Origin of the sequence: Streptococcus sp. 9903 (assembly GCF_013276625.1) — a bacterium.
Classification (GTDB): Bacteria; Bacillota; Bacilli; order Lactobacillales; family Streptococcaceae; genus Streptococcus.
The window spans coordinates 141,604-161,017 of the sequence record NZ_VMLI01000001.1; the positions used below are offsets into that span (position 1 = coordinate 141,604).

Genomic DNA, 19,414 nt, shown 5'->3' on the forward strand with positions numbered 1-19,414 from the left:
AGGGTTTAAATTACAGCCAATAACTGTTTTGACATTTTCAACAACACCTTCAAACAAAGTTGTCCCTTATTCCATATATGGATTAATAATAACTGAATCTTAAGATGCATATTGCCGCATACAATTTCTTGCAATACTAGGTATCAACATAGCAGGATAAGAGTGGATTGTATGAGTGTATGCGCTTATACAATCCGCACTTTATTATATATTCTTTTGTAGTTTTTAAAATTAGGCATTAATTCCTCCATATGATAAACATTATATAAAAAAATATTGCAAATAGTCCAAATTGAAGTAAAATAAAGTGTTTCTTGAAATATTTAAAAGTAAGAAAGTGGCATTATTGTACACTACCAATAAAAAAGATGACGATTTAAACATTGTTAATTTTAAATTTATATTGTAAAATAGGAATTAGTAAGGAGAAATAGATTAATTGGTGCTTAAAATTTTCAATTTGATTTTATATTAAATAGTTTAAGACACCAAGTCTATTTTTTAAATTTTTGTCACATATATTTATTTGATTATAGAAAGGTAAGCTATGGTATTATGGGAAGTATCAATTATCTCTGAAAAAATGATTGATAGAATAAATAGACGATGTAAGTTTCAGAGTAAAGGCTACACAATTTGTACAATTTGTCAATTTTGGCATTATTTTGGATGTATTCCCTACTCTGAAAAAATAGGAAAAGTTAATGCAAAATTTATAGATGAAATATATTATTGGCGTAGTTATCCTACATTGTCAACAAAAGAAGAAGAAGAGCTATCAAGAAATTATATTTTTATAGAGCCTTCGAGACTTTTGGAGATCCTTCAGAGAAAATTTCCAATTGGTTATTTTGATACTTTTAAGCAGGAAATAAAAAAAGATGAGATTTTGAGAGGATTATATAATGATTTTCTAGGATTAGTGGATGATGATTATGTTTGGTTAGCCTTGATAATTTCATTAACAGTTTATGATAAAATACCTGAAACTGAAGTATGGGAACATTTAGCTTTACCGAGAGATTGGTGGAATAAAGATATTGGATTGGAGAAATTCATAAAAGAGTTAGATAATTCTGATCATAAAGGATTGGAGAAAAGAGATGTCTTAGTATTTAAGAGATTGAACTCATAAAAAATAATAGAAAGAGTCTAAAATTTAATAAGATGGAGAATTATATATTAGATACTGGAGTGAATTTTATTTTAGATATTTCCATAGTTCATGTGGTTTCAACTGCTAAAAGTTTACGTTGAATGAAATATGGGGATGAAGACGATAATATTATATATATTTAGAGTGGAGAATATTTAAGTTTGTGCGACTCTATAGGTATTTTTATTGTTATACCTAATAAATTAAATTTGAATAGAAAGAGAGCGAATTACCGTACTCTTTAAGATTACTTTAATAACTTTCTTGGAAAGTTGAAAGATATTAATGAAATAAGCTTTCAAGTGTGTCAGAACATTGTCCAACCCCTTTATGGATGCGTTGATTTTGCTTGAAATTATAATCTTCAAACAAAGTAACTAAGTAACGTTCCAGAGCCTCCTCGTTAGGGAAAAACCTTCTTTTTCGTTTGACGTTTGATTTCCTTGTTGAGAGACTCATTGAGGTTTGTCGAATAAATGCTATGCCAAATCTGGTAGGGAAACTGATAAAAAATTAAAAGATTATCCGTATTCTCCAGACTTTCTATTATTTTCCTATACTTTGGTTTCCATTCGGCGATAAAATCCTTTAAAGCTTGTACTGACATTTCTAAATTTTCAGCACGATAAATCATTTTAAATTGTCCCAGACTAACCGCTCGATCTGCTAGCTATATTTCGACTAATATGAATTAAGCAACGTTGGTGTTTAGCTAATGGGTAAGCCTGACTGATCATCTGCTCAAGCCCCTTGAAGCCATCGGTCGCTACAAGAGAAACCTGTTGGATTCCTTGGTTTTGAAGCTTGTCTAACAGAGTGAACCAAGAAGCATTGTTTTCATTTGGGGCGATTTCATATCCAAGAACAGCCTTCTTTCTGTCCTTCTGGTGTAATGCCAAGTGCGATATGGATACATTCTTTACTAACGGTTCCACGTCTTAATGTAAGATAGGTTCCGTCAAGGAATAAAACAGAGTAGTTAGCTACTAAGATTCTCTCATGAAAATCATCTGCATTCTCCTTAGTTGCTTTTAAGATATTAGAAATTGTGGCAGGACTATAGTGATGACCATACATTCGCTAGATAATATCACTAATTTTTCGAGTCGTTACGCCGGTTTGATAGAGTTTGATAATCATCCCTGCTTATGGTCATCACGACGCCCATAAGCAGGGATCAAAGCTGGGGTAAAGTTCCCATTACGATCTCTTGGAACAGTTAACTGAACAGTCCCATATTTGGTTTCAAATTTCCGTGAATAGGTTCCATTACGAATTATAGCCTGCTTTATCATAAGTCTCATACCCTAATAAGGCTGATAACTCTGCTTGAAGAAGGTCATTCATAGATGTTTCAAGAGAAGAACGGAAAAATTCATCAATATCTTGCTTTTGGGCTAGGAAGTTAAGCGATTCTGTGGTAAACAGTGTCATAGGAATAAATCTCTTTCTAGTAATGTTTCGCAACTCTACTATAACGGATTTATTCCTTTTTGCGTTTACACAACTTATTGTATACTACCAATTAAATGGGAGATTTTTATTAATAAGTGGTGATAACTACGTTTATACAAGTGCCGATATTGAAGAAATTGAATATGGACCCAATCAATTAGATGAAACTTTAGTCGCAATTGAACTTCCACTCCAGAATACGGATATTGATAGTACTGCACTCTTGAGTTCAATAATTGATGCTGGAGAAAAAATAGCAGCTCACGATATGATATCTATTTCTAAAGCATCATTTCCATCTAAAAATATAAAATTTTAATGTATTTCGTTCAAAAGTACATTCCTAATTCTGACAGACTTCATTTTGTTTCATAGTATATGTAGTTGCTAGCACCACGTCGAGTGTGTAAGTTTGTTAGAGAAACGTAGTTAATCCTCAAAAGGTTCCCCAAACCTTTTGAGTTCCGCAGACATATCACGTGGAGTGTGTAGCTTTGTTGCTAAAAGCGTAAAAACCTTGGAACGAAAGGGATAATAGACTTTCTGCGAAACAAAAATACAAGACAATAAAACTATGGATGATGAAGCAAGTAAACAATTAAGCGATATCCGTTTCAAGAGCCTTGTAGGTGTTCAGCGCACGACTTTTGAAGAGATGTTATCTGTGTTAAAAACAGCTTATCAACGTAAACGCGCAAAAGGTGGACGAAAATCCAAATTAAGCCTAGACGATCTCCTCAAGGTAACTATTCAATACATGCGAGAATAGCGCACTTATGAACAAATTTCGGCTGATTTTGGCATTCACGAAAGCAACATAATTAGTCGGAGTCAATGGATTGAAGCAACTCTTATTCAAAATGGTTTTACGATTTCAAATTCTGCCTTAATTCTGTAAAAACAGTAAAATTCGAAGGATTGTAAGGTAAGAGTTTTTTTCTTTCTGAAAAAATGGTATAATAGCAATCAAAACTAGAAAATAAAACGGAATTTGGAACAGATTTGTCTGTATCCTAGTAGAGTGGTGATACTATGAAGATTAGTAAGAGGCACTTATTAAATTATTCCATCTTGATTCCCTACTTGCTTTTATCTATTTTGGGCTTGATTGTGGTCTATTCGACCACCAGTGCTATTTTAATTGAAGAAGGCAAGAGCGCTTTGCAATTGGTTCGAAACCAAGGAATCTTTTGGATTGTTAGTTTGATACTGATTGCCTTAATTTATAAATTGAGACTAGATTTTTTGAGAAATGAGCGACTAATTATTTTAGTTATATTGATAGAAATGGTTTTATTGTTCTTAGCTCGTTTTATTGGTATTTCCGTAAACGGGGCATACGGTTGGATTTCGGTTGCAGGAGTAACTATTCAGCCAGCTGAGTACTTGAAAATCATTATTATTTGGTATTTGGCTCACCGATTCTCCAAACAGCAAGAAGAAATAGCTATTTATGATTTTCAAGTTTTGACTCAAAATCAATGGCTTCCCCGTGCTTTTAATGATTGGCGATTCGTTCTCCTAGTTCTGATTGGAAGTTTGGGAATTTTCCCTGATTTAGGGAATGCGACTATTTTAGTCTTGGTTTCCTTGATTATGTATACAGTTAGTGGAATCGCTTATCGCTGGTTTTCAACCATTCTGGCGCTCGTATCTGCCGCTTCTGTCTTTGTCTTAACCACTATCAGCCTAATCGGTGTTGAGACCTTTTCAAAAATCCCAGTATTTGGCTATGTAGCCAAGCGCTTTAGTGCCTTTTTTAATCCTTTTGCCGATCGTGCTGATGCGGGTCACCAGTTATCTAATTCTTATTTTGCCATGGTCAATGGCGGTTGGTTTGGTCTAGGTCTTGGAAACTCGATTGAAAAACGAGGTTATTTACCAGAAGCTCATACAGACTTTGTCTTTTCTATCGTGATTGAAGAATTTGGCTTTGTTGGTGCCAGTCTTATTTTAGCTCTCTTGTTTTTCATGATTTTGCGGATTATCTTGGTCGGTATCCGAGCGGAGAATCCTTTCAATGCCATGGTTGCACTCGGTGTCGGAGGGATGATGTTGGTTCAGGTATTTGTTAATATCGGAGGGATTTCGGGCTTGATTCCATCTACAGGAGTGACTTTCCCCTTCTTATCCCAGGGTGGAAATAGTCTTCTAGTCTTGTCAGTGGCAGTGGCCTTTGTCTTAAATATTGATGCCAGTGAAAAACGCGCTAAGTTGTACCGAGAATTGGAAAATCAACCAATGAACCTTCTGTGAAGTAGAATAAAGAAAGGATAGTCTATGTCTCTTCAAAAATTAGAAAATTATAGTAATAAAAGTGTTGTGCAAGAAGAAGTATTGATTCTAACAGAATTGCTGGAAGATATTACTAAAAATATGCTTGCCCCAGAGACCTTTAAAAAAATCATGCAGTTGAAAGAATTATCAACGCAGGAAGATTATCAAGGTCTAAACCGTCTAGTGACTAGCTTATCAAATGATGAAATGGTCTATATTTCACGCTATTTTTCAATCTTACCTCTTTTGATTAATATTTCAGAGGATGTGGATTTAGCTTATGAAATCAATCATCAAAATAATATTGATCAGGATTATTTAGGTAAATTATCTACAACGATCAAAATGGTTGCTGAAAAAGAAAATGCCGTTGAAATTCTTGAACACTTGAATGTTGTCCCTGTTTTGACAGCCCATCCAACACAAGTGCAACGCAAAAGTATGTTGGATTTAACAAATCATATTCATAGTCTTTTGCGTAAATACCGTGATGTTAAGTTGGGGTTGATCAATAAAGAAAAATGGCACAATGATTTGCGCCGTTATATCGAAATTATCATGCAGACAGACATGATTCGTGAGAAAAAATTAAAAGTGACTAACGAAATCACGAATGCTATGGAATATTACAACAGCTCCTTTTTGAAAGCTGTACCTCACTTGACGACGGAGTATAAGCGCTTAGCGCAAGCGCATGGTCTGAATTTAAAACAGGCTAAACCAATCACCATGGGTATGTGGATAGGTGGTGACCGTGATGGAAATCCATTTGTTACAGCAGAGACCTTGAAGCAGTCTGCACTCACTCAGTGTGAAGTCATCATGAACTACTATGATGAAAAGATTTACCAACTTTATCGTGAATTTTCTCTTTCAACTAGTATTGTCAATGTCAGTAAGCAAGTCAGAGAAATGGCTCGTCAATCCAAGGATAACTCGATTTACCGCGAAAAAGAGCTTTACCGTCGTGCCTTGTTTGATATTCAATCAAAAATCCAAGCAACAAAAACCTATCTGATTGAGGATAAGGAAGTTGGGACTCGTTATGAAACCGCCAATGATTTCTACAAGGATTTGATTGCCATTCGAGATTCTCTACTAGAAAATAAGAGCGAGTCCTTGATTTCAGGTGATTTTGTGGAATTATTGCAGGCAGTAGAGATATTTGGTTTTTACCTAGCATCAATTGATATGCGACAAGACTCTAGCGTCTATGAAGCCTGTGTGGCAGAACTCTTGAAATCAGCAGGAATTCATTCTCGATATAGCGAGTTGAGCGAAGAAGAAAAATGTGACCTTCTCTTGAAAGAGTTAGAAGAAGATCCCCGAATTCTTTCTGCGACTCACGCAGAGAAATCAGAATTATTAGCAAAAGAACTAGCTATTTTTAAGACGGCTCGTGTTTTGAAAGATAAGTTGGGAGATGATGTCATCCGTCAGACCATCATTTCACATGCAACCAGCCTTTCTGATATGCTAGAATTAGCTATTCTATTAAAAGAAGTAGGACTGGTGGATACGGAAAGGGCGCGTGTTCAGATTGTTCCCCTTTTTGAAACAATTGAAGACTTGGATCATTCAGAGGAAACAATGAGACAATATCTTTCTCTTCCTCTTGCCAAAAAATGGATTGCTTCACGTAATAACTATCAAGAAATCATGTTGGGCTACTCTGACAGTAATAAAGATGGCGGTTACTTGTCATCATGTTGGACCCTCTACAAGGCTCAACAACAATTGACTGCTATTGGAGATGAATTTGGCGTTAAGGTTACCTTCTTCCATGGCCGTGGTGGGACTGTCGGTCGTGGTGGTGGGCCAACCTATGAAGCCATCACATCTCAACCGCTCAAGTCTATCAAGGATCGTATCCGCTTGACGGAGCAGGGTGAAGTAATTGGCAATAAATACGGTAATAAAGACGCTGCTTACTATAACCTTGAAATGCTAGTATCGGCAGCTATTAACCGTATGATTACTCAGAAGAAGAGCGATACCAATACCTCAAATCGTTATGAAGCCATTATGGATCAAGTAGTGGACCGTAGTTACGATATCTACCGTGATTTGGTCTTTGGTAATGAGCATTTCTATGATTATTTCTTCGAGTCAAGTCCAATCAAGGCTATTTCAAGCTTTAACATTGGTTCTCGCCCAGCTGCCCGTAAGACGATTACTGAAATCGGTGGTTTGCGTGCCATCCCTTGGGTATTCTCATGGTCACAAAGTCGTGTTATGTTCCCTGGATGGTACGGGGTTGGTTCAAGCTTCAAGGAATTTATCGATAAAAATCCAGAAAATATTGCTATTTTACGAGATATGTACCAAAATTGGCCTTTCTTCCAATCGCTTCTTTCAAATGTTGATATGGTTTTGTCAAAATCAAATATGAATATTGCTTTTGAATATGCTAAACTTTGTGAAGACGAGCAAGTTAAGGCCATCTATGAGACTATTTTAAATGAATGGCAAGTTACTAAGAACGTTATCCTGGCTATTGAAGGACATGACGAACTCTTAGCTGACAATCCATATCTAAAAGCTAGTCTGGATTACCGTATGCCTTACTTTAATATTCTCAACTATATTCAGTTGGAGTTGATCAAACGCCAACGTCGTGGAGAATTGTCCAGTGATCAAGAACGATTGATTCATATCACCATCAACGGAATTGCAACAGGATTGCGTAATTCAGGCTAATCATTTTCAAAAGTGAAGATGAAAAAAATTCTAATAGACTATTGACAAGTAGTTTAAAAATGATATAATTTAACCATTCAGAAAAGTAATCGTACAAACTTTCAAGAGAGTCTGTGGTAGCTGAAAACAGATAAGTGGCGATGATGAAAATTGGGCTGAATGTTATTTAGAATTTGAAATCATAAAAATTCGGTGAGCACACCTTACAGTGCATCTCGTTATTGCGAGACAGAGCGATAGGGAAATTCCCTATAATTGAGGTGGTACCGCGCATCGACGTCCTCACACAAGTTTTTTGTGTGAGGACTTTTTTTGATGGAGGTTAGTATGGAAAGAAAACGATGGCGTCGCTTGTTTATACTCAATGAAAATCAAAGTACAAACTAGGAAGCTAGCCGNNTTGAGGTTGTGGATAGAACTGACAGAGTCAGTATCATATACCTACGGTAAGGCGACGCTGACGTGGTTTGAAGAGATTTTCGAAGAGTATTAGATAAGTGAAGTATTTTAAAGGAATTAAAAAGGAGAAACAGAATGAAAAATAAACGTTTAATTGGAATTGTCGCTGCCTTAGCAGTCTTAGTAGCAGGAAGCTTGATTTACTCTTCAATGAATAAACCAGAATCTCAGAATAATAAGGATGAGAAGAAAATAACCAAGATTGGTGTGCTTCAATTTGTGAGCCATCCATCCCTTGATTTGATTTATAAAGGGATTCAAGCTGGACTTGCTGAAGAAGGATATAAAGATGACCAGTTGAAGATCGACTTTATGAACTCAGAAGGTGACCAAAGTAAGGTTGCGACAATGAGTAAACAATTGGTTGCAAATGGAAATGACCTTGTGGTTGGTATTGCAACACCAGCTGCTCAAGGTTTAGCTAGTGCCACAAAAGACCTACCTGTTATCATGGCCGCTATTACAGACCCAATTGGTGCTAACTTGGTTAAAGATTTGAAAAGACCAGGTGGCAACGTTACAGGGGTATCTGACCACAATCCAGCTCAACAACAAGTTGAACTCATCAAGACTCTGACACCGAATGTGAAAACAATCGGAGCTCTTTACTCAAGTAGCGAAGACAATTCAAAAACACAGGTCGAAGAATTTAAGGCTTATGCTGAAAAAGCAGGTCTGACAGTGGAAACATTTGCAGTTCCTTCAACAAATGAAATTGCCTCAACTGTCACTGTTATGACTAGCAAGGTAGATGCTATTTGGGTTCCAATTGATAACACCATTGCATCAGGATTTCCAACGGTTGTCTCTAGCAATCAAAGTTCTAAGAAACCAATTTATCCAAGTGCGGCAGCTATGGTAGAAGTAGGTGGTTTGGCATCAGTTGTAGTTGACCAACATGACCTTGGTGTGGCAACTGGAAAAATGATTGCGCAAGTTCTGAAAGGTGCAAAACCAGCTGATACCCCAGTCAATGTCTTTTCAACTGGTAAGTCAGTCATCAATAAAAAAATAGCACAAGAACTAGGTATTACGATTCCTGAGTCTGTTCTCAAAGAAGCAGGACAAGTCATCGAATAAATAAGGTAGGGAGGAGGAGACTCTTCCCATTTTTTAAAAAGATGAATATAGAAAGGATTAAATAAAATATGATTGTTTCCATTATTTCTCAAGGATTTGTCTGGGCTATTCTAGGTCTGGGAATCTTTATGACATTTAGGATTTTAAACTTTCCAGATATGACAACAGAAGGTTCCTTCCCTCTTGGGGGAGCTGTTGCTGTCACTTTGATAACCAAAGGCGTGAACCCTTTTTTAGCGACACTGCTTGCTGTAGGAGCAGGGTGTTTGGCTGGAATGGTAGCAGGACTTCTTTATACAAAAGGGAAGATTCCAACCTTGCTATCAGGGATTTTGGTGATGACTTCCTGTCACTCTATCATGCTCTTGATTATGGGACGTGCGAATTTAGGCCTGCTTGGAACCAAGCAAATTCAGGATGTTCTACCTTTTGATTCGGATTTGAATCAACTCTTGACAGGTCTTATCTTTGTCAGTCTTGTTATTGCTCTCATGCTCTTTTTCTTGGATACCAAACTCGGACAAGCCTATATTGCTACAGGTGACAATCCTGATATGGCTAGAAGTTTCGGGATTCATACTGGACGCATGGAGCTTATGGGCTTGGTCTTATCAAATGGTGTGATTGCCCTTGCAGGAGCTCTCATTGCCCAGCAAGAAGGGTATGCCGATGTATCTCGAGGAATCGGGGTTATCGTTGTGGGGCTTGCAAGTTTGATTATTGGAGAAGTTATCTTCAAGAGTTTGAGCTTGGCAGAACGTCTGGTTACCATCGTTGTAGGTTCTATCGCTTATCAATTCTTAGTGTGGGCAGTTATTGCGCTTGGCTTTAATACAAGTTACCTTCGTTTGTACAGCGCCGTGATTTTAGCAGTCTGCCTCATGATTCCAACATTTAAGCAAACAATCTTGAAAGGAGCCAAGTTAAGCAAATGACAGCAATTGTAGAATTAAAAAATGCAACCAAAGTCGTTAAAAATGGCTTTGATGAAGAAAAGATTATTTTAAATGATGTTTCCTTAGAAATTTTTGAACAGGACTTTATCACGATTTTAGGTGGAAATGGTGCTGGGAAATCAACCCTCTTTAACACTATTGCAGGAACTTTATCACTAACCAGTGGAACTATCCGTATTTTAGGTGAGGATGTTACCAAGTTTTCACCAGAGAAGCGCGCTAAGTATCTGTCTCGTGTCTTCCAAGATCCAAAGATGGGGACAGCTCCTCGTATGACAGTGGCAGAGAATCTCTTGATTGCCAAATTTCGTGGTGAAAAGCGTGGATTGTTACCACGACGCTTGACTAGTTATAAGGATGAATTTCAAGCGACCATTGAAAAAGTAGGAAATGGTCTTGAGAAACACTTGAATACGCCAATTGAGTTCTTATCAGGTGGGCAAAGACAGGCCTTGAGTCTCTTGATGGCAACCTTGAAACGACCTGAATTACTCTTGTTAGACGAGCATACTGCAGCGCTTGATCCAAAGACCAGTGTGGCCTTGATGGAATTGACGGATGAATTTGTCAAGAAAGATCAGCTGACAGCTCTTATGATTACTCACCACATGGAAGATGCTCTCAAATATGGTAATCGCTTGATTGTTATGAAAGAAGGTCGTATCATCCAAGATTTGAACCAAGAAGATAAAGCAAAAATGAAAATCTCTGATTATTATCAACTCTTTGAATAAAGTAGGGAAAATGAGTGAAATGGTTTACTTTTTTTCTGAAATAAAGTATACTATATAAAGTAAACTATGATAACATGGAGGTATTGTGTATGGTTGACAAACAAGTCATTGAAGAAATCAAAAACAATGCCAACATTGTGGAAGTCATAGGAGATGTGATTTCTTTACAAAAGGCAGGACGGAACTATCTAGGGCTCTGTCCTTTTCATGGTGAAAAAACACCTTCTTTCAACGTTGTAGAGGACAAGCAGTTTTATCACTGTTTTGGTTGTGGCCGCTCAGGTGACGTCTTTAAGTTCATCGAGGAGTACCAAGGCGTTCCATTTATGGAGGCTGTCCAAATCTTAGGTCAGCGTGTTGGGATAGAGGTAGAAAAACCGCTTTATAGTGAACAGAAGCAAGTTTTGCCTCACCAAGCTCTTTATGATATGCACGAAGATGCAGCCAAATTTTATCATGCTATTCTCATGACAACGACCATGGGGGAAGAGGCCAGAAACTACCTTTATCAGCGTGGTTTGACAGATGAAGTGCTCAAGCATTTTCGGATTGGTTTAGCACCTCCAGAACGAAATTATCTCTATCAACGTTTGTCTGGTCAGTATCGTGATGAGGATTTCCTAGATTCGGGACTGTTTTATCTCTCGGATGCTAATCAATTTGTAGATACCTTTCACAATCGCATTATGTTTCCCCTGACAAATGACCAAGGAAAGGTTATTGCCTTCTCAGGTCGTATCTGGCAGAAAATGGATTCACAAACTTCTAAGTATAAAAATAGCCGATCGACTGCAATTTTTAACAAAAGTTACGAATTATATCATATGGATAGGGCTAAAAAATCTTCTGGAAAAGCTAGTGAGATTTACCTGATGGAAGGGTTCATGGATGTCATTGCAGCCTATCGGGCTGGAATTGAAAATGCTGTCGCATCTATGGGAACAGCCTTGAGTCGAGAGCATGTTGAGCATCTGAAAAGGTTAACCAAGAAGTTAGTCCTTGTTTACGATGGTGATAAGGCTGGGCAAGCCGCGACATTGAAAGCATTGGATGAAATTGGTGAGATGCCTGTGCAAATTGTCAGCATGCCTGATAACTTGGATCCAGATGAGTATATACAAAAAAATGGTCCAGAAGATTTGGCCTATCTGTTAACGAAAACTCGTATTAGTCCGGTTGAGTTTTACATTCATCAGTACAAACCTGAAAACAGTGAAAATCTGCAGGCTCAGATTGAGTTTATTGAAAAAATAGCTCCCTTGATTGTTCGAGAAAAGTCTATTACTGCTCAAAACAGCTATATTCATATTTTAGCTGACAGTCTGGCATCCTTTGATTATGCTCAGATTGAGCAGATTGTTAATGAGAGTCGTCAGGCGCAAAGGCAGAATCGCATGGAAGGGGTTTCCAGACCGACGCAAATCACTATGCCTGTCACCAAGCAGTTATCGGCTATTATGAGGGCAGAAGCCCATCTACTTTATCGGATGATGGAATTCCCTCTTATTTTGAACGATTACCGTTTGCGAGAAGGCTTTTCATTTGATACACCTGAATTTCAGGTCCTATATGACTTGCTTGGCCAGTATGGCAATCTTCCTCCAGAAGTTCTAGCAGAACAGACAGAGGAAGTTGAAAGAGCTTGGTACCAAGTTTTAGCTCAGGATTTGCCTGCTGAGATGTCACCGCAGGAACTTAGTGAAGTAGAGATGACTCGAAACAAGGCTCTCTTGAATCAGGACAATATGAGAATCAAAAAGAAGGTGCAGGAAGCTAGCCATGTAGGAGATACCGATACAGCCTTAGAAGAATTGGAACGTTTAATTTCCCAAAAGAGAAGAATGGAGTAATAATGGCAACAAAACAAAAAGAAGTAACAACATTTGACGTACAAGTAGCAGAATTTATCCGTAATCATAAGCAAAAAGGGACAGCAACAGATGATGAAATCAATGCTAGTCTTGTCGTTCCTTTTACCTTGGACGCTGATGGGATTGAAGATCTCTTGCAACGGATTCAAGATGCAGGAATTTCTATCACAGATAACGAAGGAAATCCAAGTGCACGTGTTCTTAGCACTGAAGAAGAGCCAGAACTCAGCGATGAGGACTTGATTGGGTCAACTTCGGCTAAGGTCAACGATCCTGTTCGTATGTACTTGAAAGAAATCGGAGTCGTTCCTCTCTTGACCAATGAAGAGGAAAAAGAATTGGCACTAGCAGTTGAAGCTGGTGATATCGAAGCTAAACAACGTCTTGCGGAAGCCAACCTTCGTTTGGTTGTTTCCATTGCTAAACGCTATGTCGGCCGTGGTATGCAGTTTCTTGACTTGATTCAAGAAGGGAACATGGGCTTGATGAAGGCGGTTGACAAGTTTGACTATTCTAAAGGGTTCAAGTTCTCAACTTACGCAACTTGGTGGATTCGTCAGGCAATCACTCGTGCTATTGCGGATCAAGCTCGTACCATCCGTATCCCAGTCCACATGGTTGAAACCATCAATAAATTGGTTCGTGAACAGCGGAATCTCCTTCAAGAATTAGGTCAAGATCCAACACCAGAACAGATTGCTGAACGTATGGATATGACTCCTGATAAGGTTCGTGAAATCTTGAAGATTGCCCAAGAACCAGTATCTCTTGAAACACCAATCGGTGAAGAGGATGATAGCCACCTTGGAGACTTTATCGAAGATGAAGTGATTGAAAATCCAGTGGACTATACAACTCGTATCGTCTTGCGTGAGCAGTTGGATGAGGTCTTGGATACTCTTACAGACCGTGAAGAAAATGTTCTGCGTCTACGTTTTGGACTAGATGATGGGAAAATGCGCACTCTTGAAGATGTGGGGAAAGTCTTTAACGTGACTCGTGAGCGTATCCGTCAGATTGAAGCCAAGGCTTTGAGAAAACTACGCCAACCAAGTCGTAGCAAACCGCTTCGTGATTTTATTGAAGACTAAGAGTGAGGGAAATATGGCTTATACAGAAGAGCAAATTGAAAACATCAAAACACGCATTTTAACAGCCTTGGAAGAAGTCATCGACCCTGAGTTGGGAATCGATATTGTCAACCTTGGTTTGATTTATGAGATTCGTTTTGATGGCGACACAGGGCAAACAGAGATTGATATGACTTTGACAACTATGGGATGTCCTCTAGCAGACCTTTTGACAGACCAGATTTATGATGCCATGACAGAGGTTCCAGAAGTAACGGATACTGAGGTCAAATTAGTTTGGTATCCAGCCTGGACCGTTGAAAAAATGAGTCGCTATGCACGCATTGCCCTAGGCATTAAGTAAACATATAAAAGGATGTGAGAGACCCTTGGAAAAGTGAGGAAATTTCCCCCTCTTTTCCTCTAGTCTCTCCTTTCTTTTGCTGATTTTATTCAAAGAAAATGATATAATAGTAGTTATGGAAAAAAAGAAATTACGCATCAATATGTTGAGTTCAAGTGAGAAAGTAGCAGGACAAGGAGTTTCAGGTGCTTACCGTGAATTAGTTCGTCTTCTTCACCGTGATGCCAAGGACCAATTGATTGTTACAGAAAATCTTCCAATAGAGGCAGATGTGACTCACTTTCATACAATTGATTTCCCCTATTATTTATCAACATTTCAAAAGAAACGCTCAGGGAGAAAAATTGGCTATGTGCATTTCTTGCCTGATACACTTGAGGGGAGTTTGAAAATTCCATTTTTCTTAAAGGGAATTGTGAAACGCTATGTATTTTCTTTTTACAACCGGATGGAGCACTTGGTTGTGGTCAATCCGATGTTTATTGAGGATTTGGTGGCAGCTGGTATTCCACGTGAAAAAGTTACCTATATTCCTAACTTTGTCAACAAGGAAAAATGGCATCCACTTCCACAAGAAGAGGTAGTCAGACTGCGAACAGAGCTAGGTCTTAGTGATAATCAGTTTATCGTAGTAGGTGCTGGTCAAGTTCAGAAACGTAAAGGGATTGATGATTTTATCCGTCTAGCTGAGGAATTGCCTCAGATTACCTTTATTTGGGCCGGTGGTTTCTCTTTTGGTGGCATGACAGATGGTTATGAACGCTACAAGAAAATCATGGAAAATCCTCCTAAAAATTTAATTTTTCCAGGAATTGTCTCACCAGAGCGGATGCGAGAATTGTATGCCCTAGCGGATCTTTTCTTGTTACCTAGTTATAATGAACTCTTTCCTATGACTATTTTAGAGGCTGCTAGTTGTGAAGCTCCTATTATGTTACGTGATTTGGATCTCTATAAGGTAATTTTGGAGGGAAATTATCGGGCGACAGCAGATAGAGAAGAGATGAAAGAAGCTATTCTGGAATATCAATCGAATCCTGCTGTCTTAAAAGATCTCAAAGAAAAGGCTAAGAATATTTCCAGAGAGTATTCAGAAGAGCACTTGTTACAAATCTGGTTGGACTTTTATGAGAAACAAGCCGCTTTAGGGAGAAAGTAAAAAGTGAGGTAATCTATGCGAATTGGTTTATTTACAGATACCTATTTTCCTCAGGTTTCAGGTGTTGCGACCAGTATTCGAACCTTGAAAACAGAACTTGAAAAGCAAGGACATGCTGTTTTTATCTTTACGACGACGGATAAGGATGTCAATCGCTACGAAGATTGGCAAATTATTCGTATTCCAAGTGTTCCTTTCTTCGCTTTCAAGGATCGTCGCTTTGCCTACCGAGGTTTTAGCAAGGCGCTTGAAATTGCCAAACAGTATCAGCTAGATATTATCCACACTCAGACAGAATTTTCTCTTGGCCTACTGGGGATTTGGATTGCGCGTGAATTGAAGATTCCAGTCATCCATACCTATCACACTCAGTACGAAGACTATGTGCATTATATTGCCAAGGGTTTGCTGATTCGTCCTAGTATGGTCAAGTATCTGGTCAGAGGTTTCCTGCATGATGTGGATGGAGTCATTTGCCCGAGTGAGATTGTCCGTGACTTGCTATCTGACTATAAAGTCAAGGTTGAAAAACGTGTTATTCCTACAGGGATTGAATTAGCCAAGTTTGAGCGTCCAGAAATCAAGCAAGAAAATTTGAAAGAACTGCGTAGTAAACTAGAGATTCAAGATGATGAAAAGATGTTGCTGAGTCTTTCGAGAATTTCCTATGAAAAAAATATTCAAGCAGTTTTAGCAGCTTTTGCAGAAGTTCTGAAAGAGGAAGACAAGGTTAAACTGGTGGTAGCTGGGGATGGTCCTTATCTGGATGACCTCAAAGAGCAAGCCAAGAAACTAGAGATTCAAGACTCTGTTGTCTTTACAGGGATGATTGCTCCTAGTGAGACGGCTCTTTATTATAAGGCAGCAGATTTCTTCATCTCGGCATCGACAAGTGAAACCCAAGGCTTGACCTACTTGGAAAGCTTGGCCAGTGGGACGCCTGTCATTGCACATGGAAATCCGTATCTGGACAATCTGATCAGTGATAAAATGTTTGGAACCTTGTATTACGGTGAACATGATTTGGCTGGAGCTATTCTGGAGGCCCTGATTGCAACACCAAACATGAATGAGCATACTTTATCAGAGAAGTTGTACGAGATTTCAGCTGAGAACTTTGGAAAACGAGTGCATGAGTTTTATCTTGATGCTATTATTTCAAATAATTTCCAGAAAGATTTAGCAAAAGATGATACGGTCAGTCAGCGTATTTTTAAAACAGTTTTGTATCTTCCGCAAAAGGTAGTCGCTGTACCGGTAAAAGGCTCTAGACGCATGCTGAAGGCTTCAAAAACACAGTTAATCAGCATCAGAGATTATTGGAAAGACCATGAAGAATAGAAAGAGGAATAGCTATGAAAAAACAATTGATGAGAGGTGGTAGTGATCAAAAAATTGCTGGTGTTTGTGCTGGGGTAGCCCATTATTTTGATATGGATCCGACTATTGTTCGTGTAATATGGGGTGTTCTTGCTTGCTGTTACGGAGCGGGAATTGTAGCTTATATCATTTTATGGATTATCGCACCAGTAGCAAGTGACTATTGAAAACTAGCTCAATTCATGCTAAGATAATAGAAAATAGAATGTAACGAAGGAGAGAAAAATGGCATTTGGAGATAATGGAAATCGTAAAAAAACGATGTTTGAGAAAATAACCTTGTTTATCGTGATTATCATGCTAGTAGCAAGTTTATTGGGAATTTTTGCAACTGCAATTGGTGCCCTCAGTAATCTATAAAATAGATTCAAGAAAATTTAGTGACTGGGATTTCCCAGCCCTTTTTTAAAGTGAGAAGAAATAATGAGTATGTTTTTAGATACAGCCAAGATTAAGGTCAAGGCTGGTAATGGTGGCGATGGTATGGTTGCCTTTCGCCGTGAAAAATATGTCCCTAATGGTGGTCCTTGGGGTGGTGATGGTGGTCGTGGAGGCAATGTCGTCTTCGTTGTAGATGAAGGTCTACGTACCCTCATGGATTTCCGCTATAATCGCCATTTCAAGGCTGATTCTGGTGAGAAAGGAATGACCAAAGGGATGCATGGTCGTGGTGCAGAGGATCTCAGAGTTCGTGTTCCACAAGGTACGACTGTTCGTGATGCAGAGACTGGCAAGGTTTTGAAAGATTTGATTGAACATGGTCAAGAATTTATTGTAGCCCACGGTGGTCGTGGTGGACGTGGAAACATCCGCTTTGCGACACCCAAAAATCCTGCACCTGAAATCTCTGAAAACGGAGAACCAGGTCAGGAACGTGAGTTACAATTGGAACTAAAAATCTTGGCAGATGTCGGTTTAGTAGGATTCCCATCTGTTGGGAAATCAACACTTTTAAGTGTTATTACCTCAGCTAAACCTAAAATTGGAGCCTACCACTTTACGACAATTGTACCAAATTTAGGTATGGTTCGCACCCAATCGGGTGAATCTTTTGCAGTAGCCGATTTACCAGGTTTGATTGAAGGGGCTAGTCAAGGTGTTGGTTTGGGAACCCAGTTCCTCCGCCACATTGAGCGTACACGTGTCATCCTCCATATCATTGATATGTCAGCTAGCGAAGGCCGTGATCCTTATGAGGACTACCTAGCTATCAATAAAGAGCTGGAGTCATACAATCTTCGTCTCATGGAGCGTCCACAGATTATCGTAGCCAATAAGATGGATATGCCTGAGAGTCAGGAAAATCTTGAAGAATTCAAGAAGAAATTAGCTGAAAACTACGATGAATTTGAAGAGTTACCAGCTATCTTCCCGATTTCTGGATTGACCAAGCAAGGTTTGGCAACGCTCTTGGATGCGACAGCTGAATTGTTAGACAAGACACCAGAATTCTTGCTCTACGACGAGTCAGATATGGAAGAAGAAGCTTACTATGGATTTGACGAGGAAGAAAAAGCCTTTGAAATTAGTCGTGATGACGATGCAACATGGGTGCTTTCTGGTGAAAAACTCATGAAACTCTTTAATATGACCAACTTTGATCGTGATGAATCTGTCATGAAATTTGCCCGCCAACTTCGTGGTATGGGGGTTGATGAAGCCCTTCGTGCGCGTGGTGCTAAGGATGGGGATTTGGTCCGCATTGGTAAATTTGAGTTTGAATTTGTAGACTAGGAGACTGATATGGGAGATAAACCGATATCTTTCCGAGATGCGGATGGTAATTTTGTTTCCGCTGCAGACGTTTGGAATGAAAAGAAATTGGAAGAACTGTTTAATCGTCTCAATCCAAATCGTGCTCTGAGATTGGCACGAACTAAAAAAGACAATCCATCTCAGTAAAGAAGCTAAAAAATCCCGTGCCTCATCAGATACGGGATTTTGTGGTACGACGGGATGTATAGCAAACTGAATCTGGAATAGCACAGCATATCTTCTAAAATATTGTTATCAATTGATTTGAATTTCAAAATTAAATTGTTTGATTCTTATTTCACTTTGTTATAGTATATCTGATGTCAAAATTCTCGGCGAGTCAAATAGCGATTCCCAAGCCTGACTATCGTGAGGTAGCGGATTAAAACGGTCTGGGGATAGATCGTTTTAAGTCTGATGCTGGAAATAAGAATCGTCAGGGGAAGGGATAGCGAAATCGTGGCTCTACGAACAGGAACGTGATAGTAAGGCGTATATAGTGGATAAGGGGGCTCAAAACTCTAAAGTCCAAAAAGGTAGTCGTAACCTATATACATAAAGCACGAGAGTAATTGAATTCGGACTAAGATTTTCTATTTTCACTGTAACCTTTTAACGTCCTCATATCTTGTATACACGAGGAAAGATGTATGACTTATCCCGTGAGGTCTATCACTATAAAGAGAAAACGACAGATAGAGGTGATCCTGAGTCACGGTTATCTTTAAAATAGATTGTCTGATAGGATGCTAGCCTGAAAACGTCTTGTTCATGAAATATAGGACGCTATGTATAAAACGCTTCTGTGAACTGAGAGAAGGGGGAGAAGTTCTTTCTAAAGTTTAGTTGAACAGCCGTATTCCGATACTTAGATAAGGGGGTTAGTCTTAGCTCCTACTCGATTTCAGGGGGCAAAAAAGGGGCAATAGCGATTCGAGAAAGATTATACTCTTCGAAAATCTCTTCAAATCACGTCAATATCGCCTTGCCGTATATAT

General features: G+C 38.7%; 16 protein-coding genes, 2 pseudogenes and 1 other annotated feature. Of the genes and pseudogenes, 17 read left to right on the plus strand and 1 reads right to left on the minus strand.

Features of this window, described 5'->3' with window-relative positions:
• The first annotated feature begins 547 nt into the window (after positions 1 to 547).
• Entirely contained in the window at positions 548 to 1,135 is a 588-nt protein-coding gene (locus HT696_RS00725) for a hypothetical protein (RefSeq protein ID WP_173282823.1), read from the plus strand.
• A 303-nt stretch (positions 1,136 to 1,438) separates the two neighbouring features.
• Here HT696_RS00725 and HT696_RS00730 read toward each other — a convergent pair.
• Positions 1,439 to 2,590 (minus strand): annotated as a pseudogene (locus HT696_RS00730) (IS256 family transposase).
• On the opposite strand from HT696_RS00730, the gene HT696_RS00735 reads away from it, so the two are divergent.
• From HT696_RS00735 to HT696_RS00810, 16 genes and pseudogenes are all read left to right on the plus strand, one after another.
• Positions 2,574 to 2,930, plus strand: coding sequence for a hypothetical protein (locus HT696_RS00735; protein ID WP_173282824.1), 357 nt, complete (start codon positions 2,574 to 2,576; stop codon positions 2,928 to 2,930). The pseudogene HT696_RS00730 and the gene HT696_RS00735 sit on opposite strands and share 17 nt — an antisense overlap.
• Positions 2,931 to 3,185: 255 nt before the next feature.
• Positions 3,186 to 3,500: pseudogene (locus HT696_RS00740) on the plus strand (transposase family protein); the annotation flags it as partial.
• A 143-nt stretch (positions 3,501 to 3,643) separates the two neighbouring features.
• Positions 3,644 to 4,867 (plus strand): FtsW/RodA/SpoVE family cell cycle protein, encoded by a 1,224-nt coding sequence (locus HT696_RS00745; RefSeq protein WP_061439109.1) that lies wholly within the window; start codon positions 3,644 to 3,646, stop codon positions 4,865 to 4,867.
• A gap of 24 nt (positions 4,868 to 4,891) precedes the next feature.
• On the plus strand, positions 4,892 to 7,588 hold the full coding sequence (gene ppc, locus HT696_RS00750) for a phosphoenolpyruvate carboxylase (protein ID WP_173283053.1): 2,697 nt from the start codon (positions 4,892 to 4,894) through the stop codon (positions 7,586 to 7,588).
• Between the two features lie 69 nt (positions 7,589 to 7,657).
• Positions 7,658 to 7,875: a binding site (T-box leader), on the plus strand.
• Between the two features lie 247 nt (positions 7,876 to 8,122).
• A complete protein-coding gene (trpX, locus tag HT696_RS00755) occupies positions 8,123 to 9,127 on the plus strand; it encodes a tryptophan ABC transporter substrate-binding protein (RefSeq protein ID WP_119920141.1) in 1,005 nt (334 codons plus the stop codon).
• A 68-nt stretch (positions 9,128 to 9,195) separates the two neighbouring features.
• A complete protein-coding gene (locus HT696_RS00760) occupies positions 9,196 to 10,062 on the plus strand; it encodes an ABC transporter permease (RefSeq protein WP_000637230.1) in 867 nt (288 codons plus the stop codon).
• Complete coding sequence (locus HT696_RS00765) at positions 10,059 to 10,817, plus strand: ABC transporter ATP-binding protein (protein WP_173283055.1); 759 nt, start codon at positions 10,059 to 10,061, stop codon at positions 10,815 to 10,817. Before HT696_RS00760 ends, HT696_RS00765 begins: the two co-directional genes overlap by 4 nt.
• An 89-nt stretch (positions 10,818 to 10,906) precedes the next feature.
• Positions 10,907 to 12,667 (plus strand): DNA primase, encoded by a 1,761-nt coding sequence (gene dnaG, locus HT696_RS00770; protein WP_173283057.1) that lies wholly within the window; start codon positions 10,907 to 10,909, stop codon positions 12,665 to 12,667.
• Positions 12,668 to 12,669: 2 nt separating this feature from the next.
• Positions 12,670 to 13,779 carry an RNA polymerase sigma factor RpoD gene (rpoD, locus tag HT696_RS00775; protein WP_000201907.1) on the plus strand — a complete coding sequence of 370 codons (1,110 nt, stop codon included), beginning with the start codon at positions 12,670 to 12,672 and terminating at the stop codon, positions 13,777 to 13,779.
• 13 nt (positions 13,780 to 13,792) lie between these two features.
• Complete coding sequence (locus HT696_RS00780) at positions 13,793 to 14,122, plus strand: metal-sulfur cluster assembly factor (RefSeq protein WP_000331929.1); 330 nt, start codon at positions 13,793 to 13,795, stop codon at positions 14,120 to 14,122.
• Between the two features lie 115 nt (positions 14,123 to 14,237).
• The gene (cpoA, locus tag HT696_RS00785) at positions 14,238 to 15,281 is read left to right on the plus strand and encodes an alpha-galactosylglucosyldiacylglycerol synthase (RefSeq protein ID WP_173283059.1); all 1,044 of its coding nucleotides are present in this window, start codon (positions 14,238 to 14,240) and stop codon (positions 15,279 to 15,281) included.
• A 15-nt stretch (positions 15,282 to 15,296) separates the two neighbouring features.
• The gene (locus HT696_RS00790) at positions 15,297 to 16,622 is read left to right on the plus strand and encodes a glycosyltransferase family 4 protein (protein ID WP_173283061.1); all 1,326 of its coding nucleotides are present in this window, start codon (positions 15,297 to 15,299) and stop codon (positions 16,620 to 16,622) included.
• A gap of 29 nt (positions 16,623 to 16,651) precedes the next feature.
• A complete protein-coding gene (locus tag HT696_RS00795) occupies positions 16,652 to 16,828 on the plus strand; it encodes a PspC domain-containing protein (protein WP_173234132.1) in 177 nt (58 codons plus the stop codon).
• Between the two features lie 58 nt (positions 16,829 to 16,886).
• Positions 16,887 to 17,021: a DUF4044 domain-containing protein gene (locus tag HT696_RS00800; RefSeq protein ID WP_000863859.1), complete on the plus strand. Its 135-nt coding sequence runs from the start codon at positions 16,887 to 16,889 to the stop codon at positions 17,019 to 17,021.
• A 63-nt stretch (positions 17,022 to 17,084) separates the two neighbouring features.
• On the plus strand, positions 17,085 to 18,395 hold the full coding sequence (obgE, locus tag HT696_RS00805) for a GTPase ObgE (protein WP_173234029.1): 1,311 nt from the start codon (positions 17,085 to 17,087) through the stop codon (positions 18,393 to 18,395).
• 9 nt (positions 18,396 to 18,404) lie between these two features.
• Positions 18,405 to 18,563, plus strand: a complete 159-nt coding sequence (locus HT696_RS00810) for a hypothetical protein (protein WP_007284777.1) — start codon at positions 18,405 to 18,407, stop codon at positions 18,561 to 18,563.
• The last annotated feature ends 851 nt before the right edge of the window (positions 18,564 to 19,414 follow it).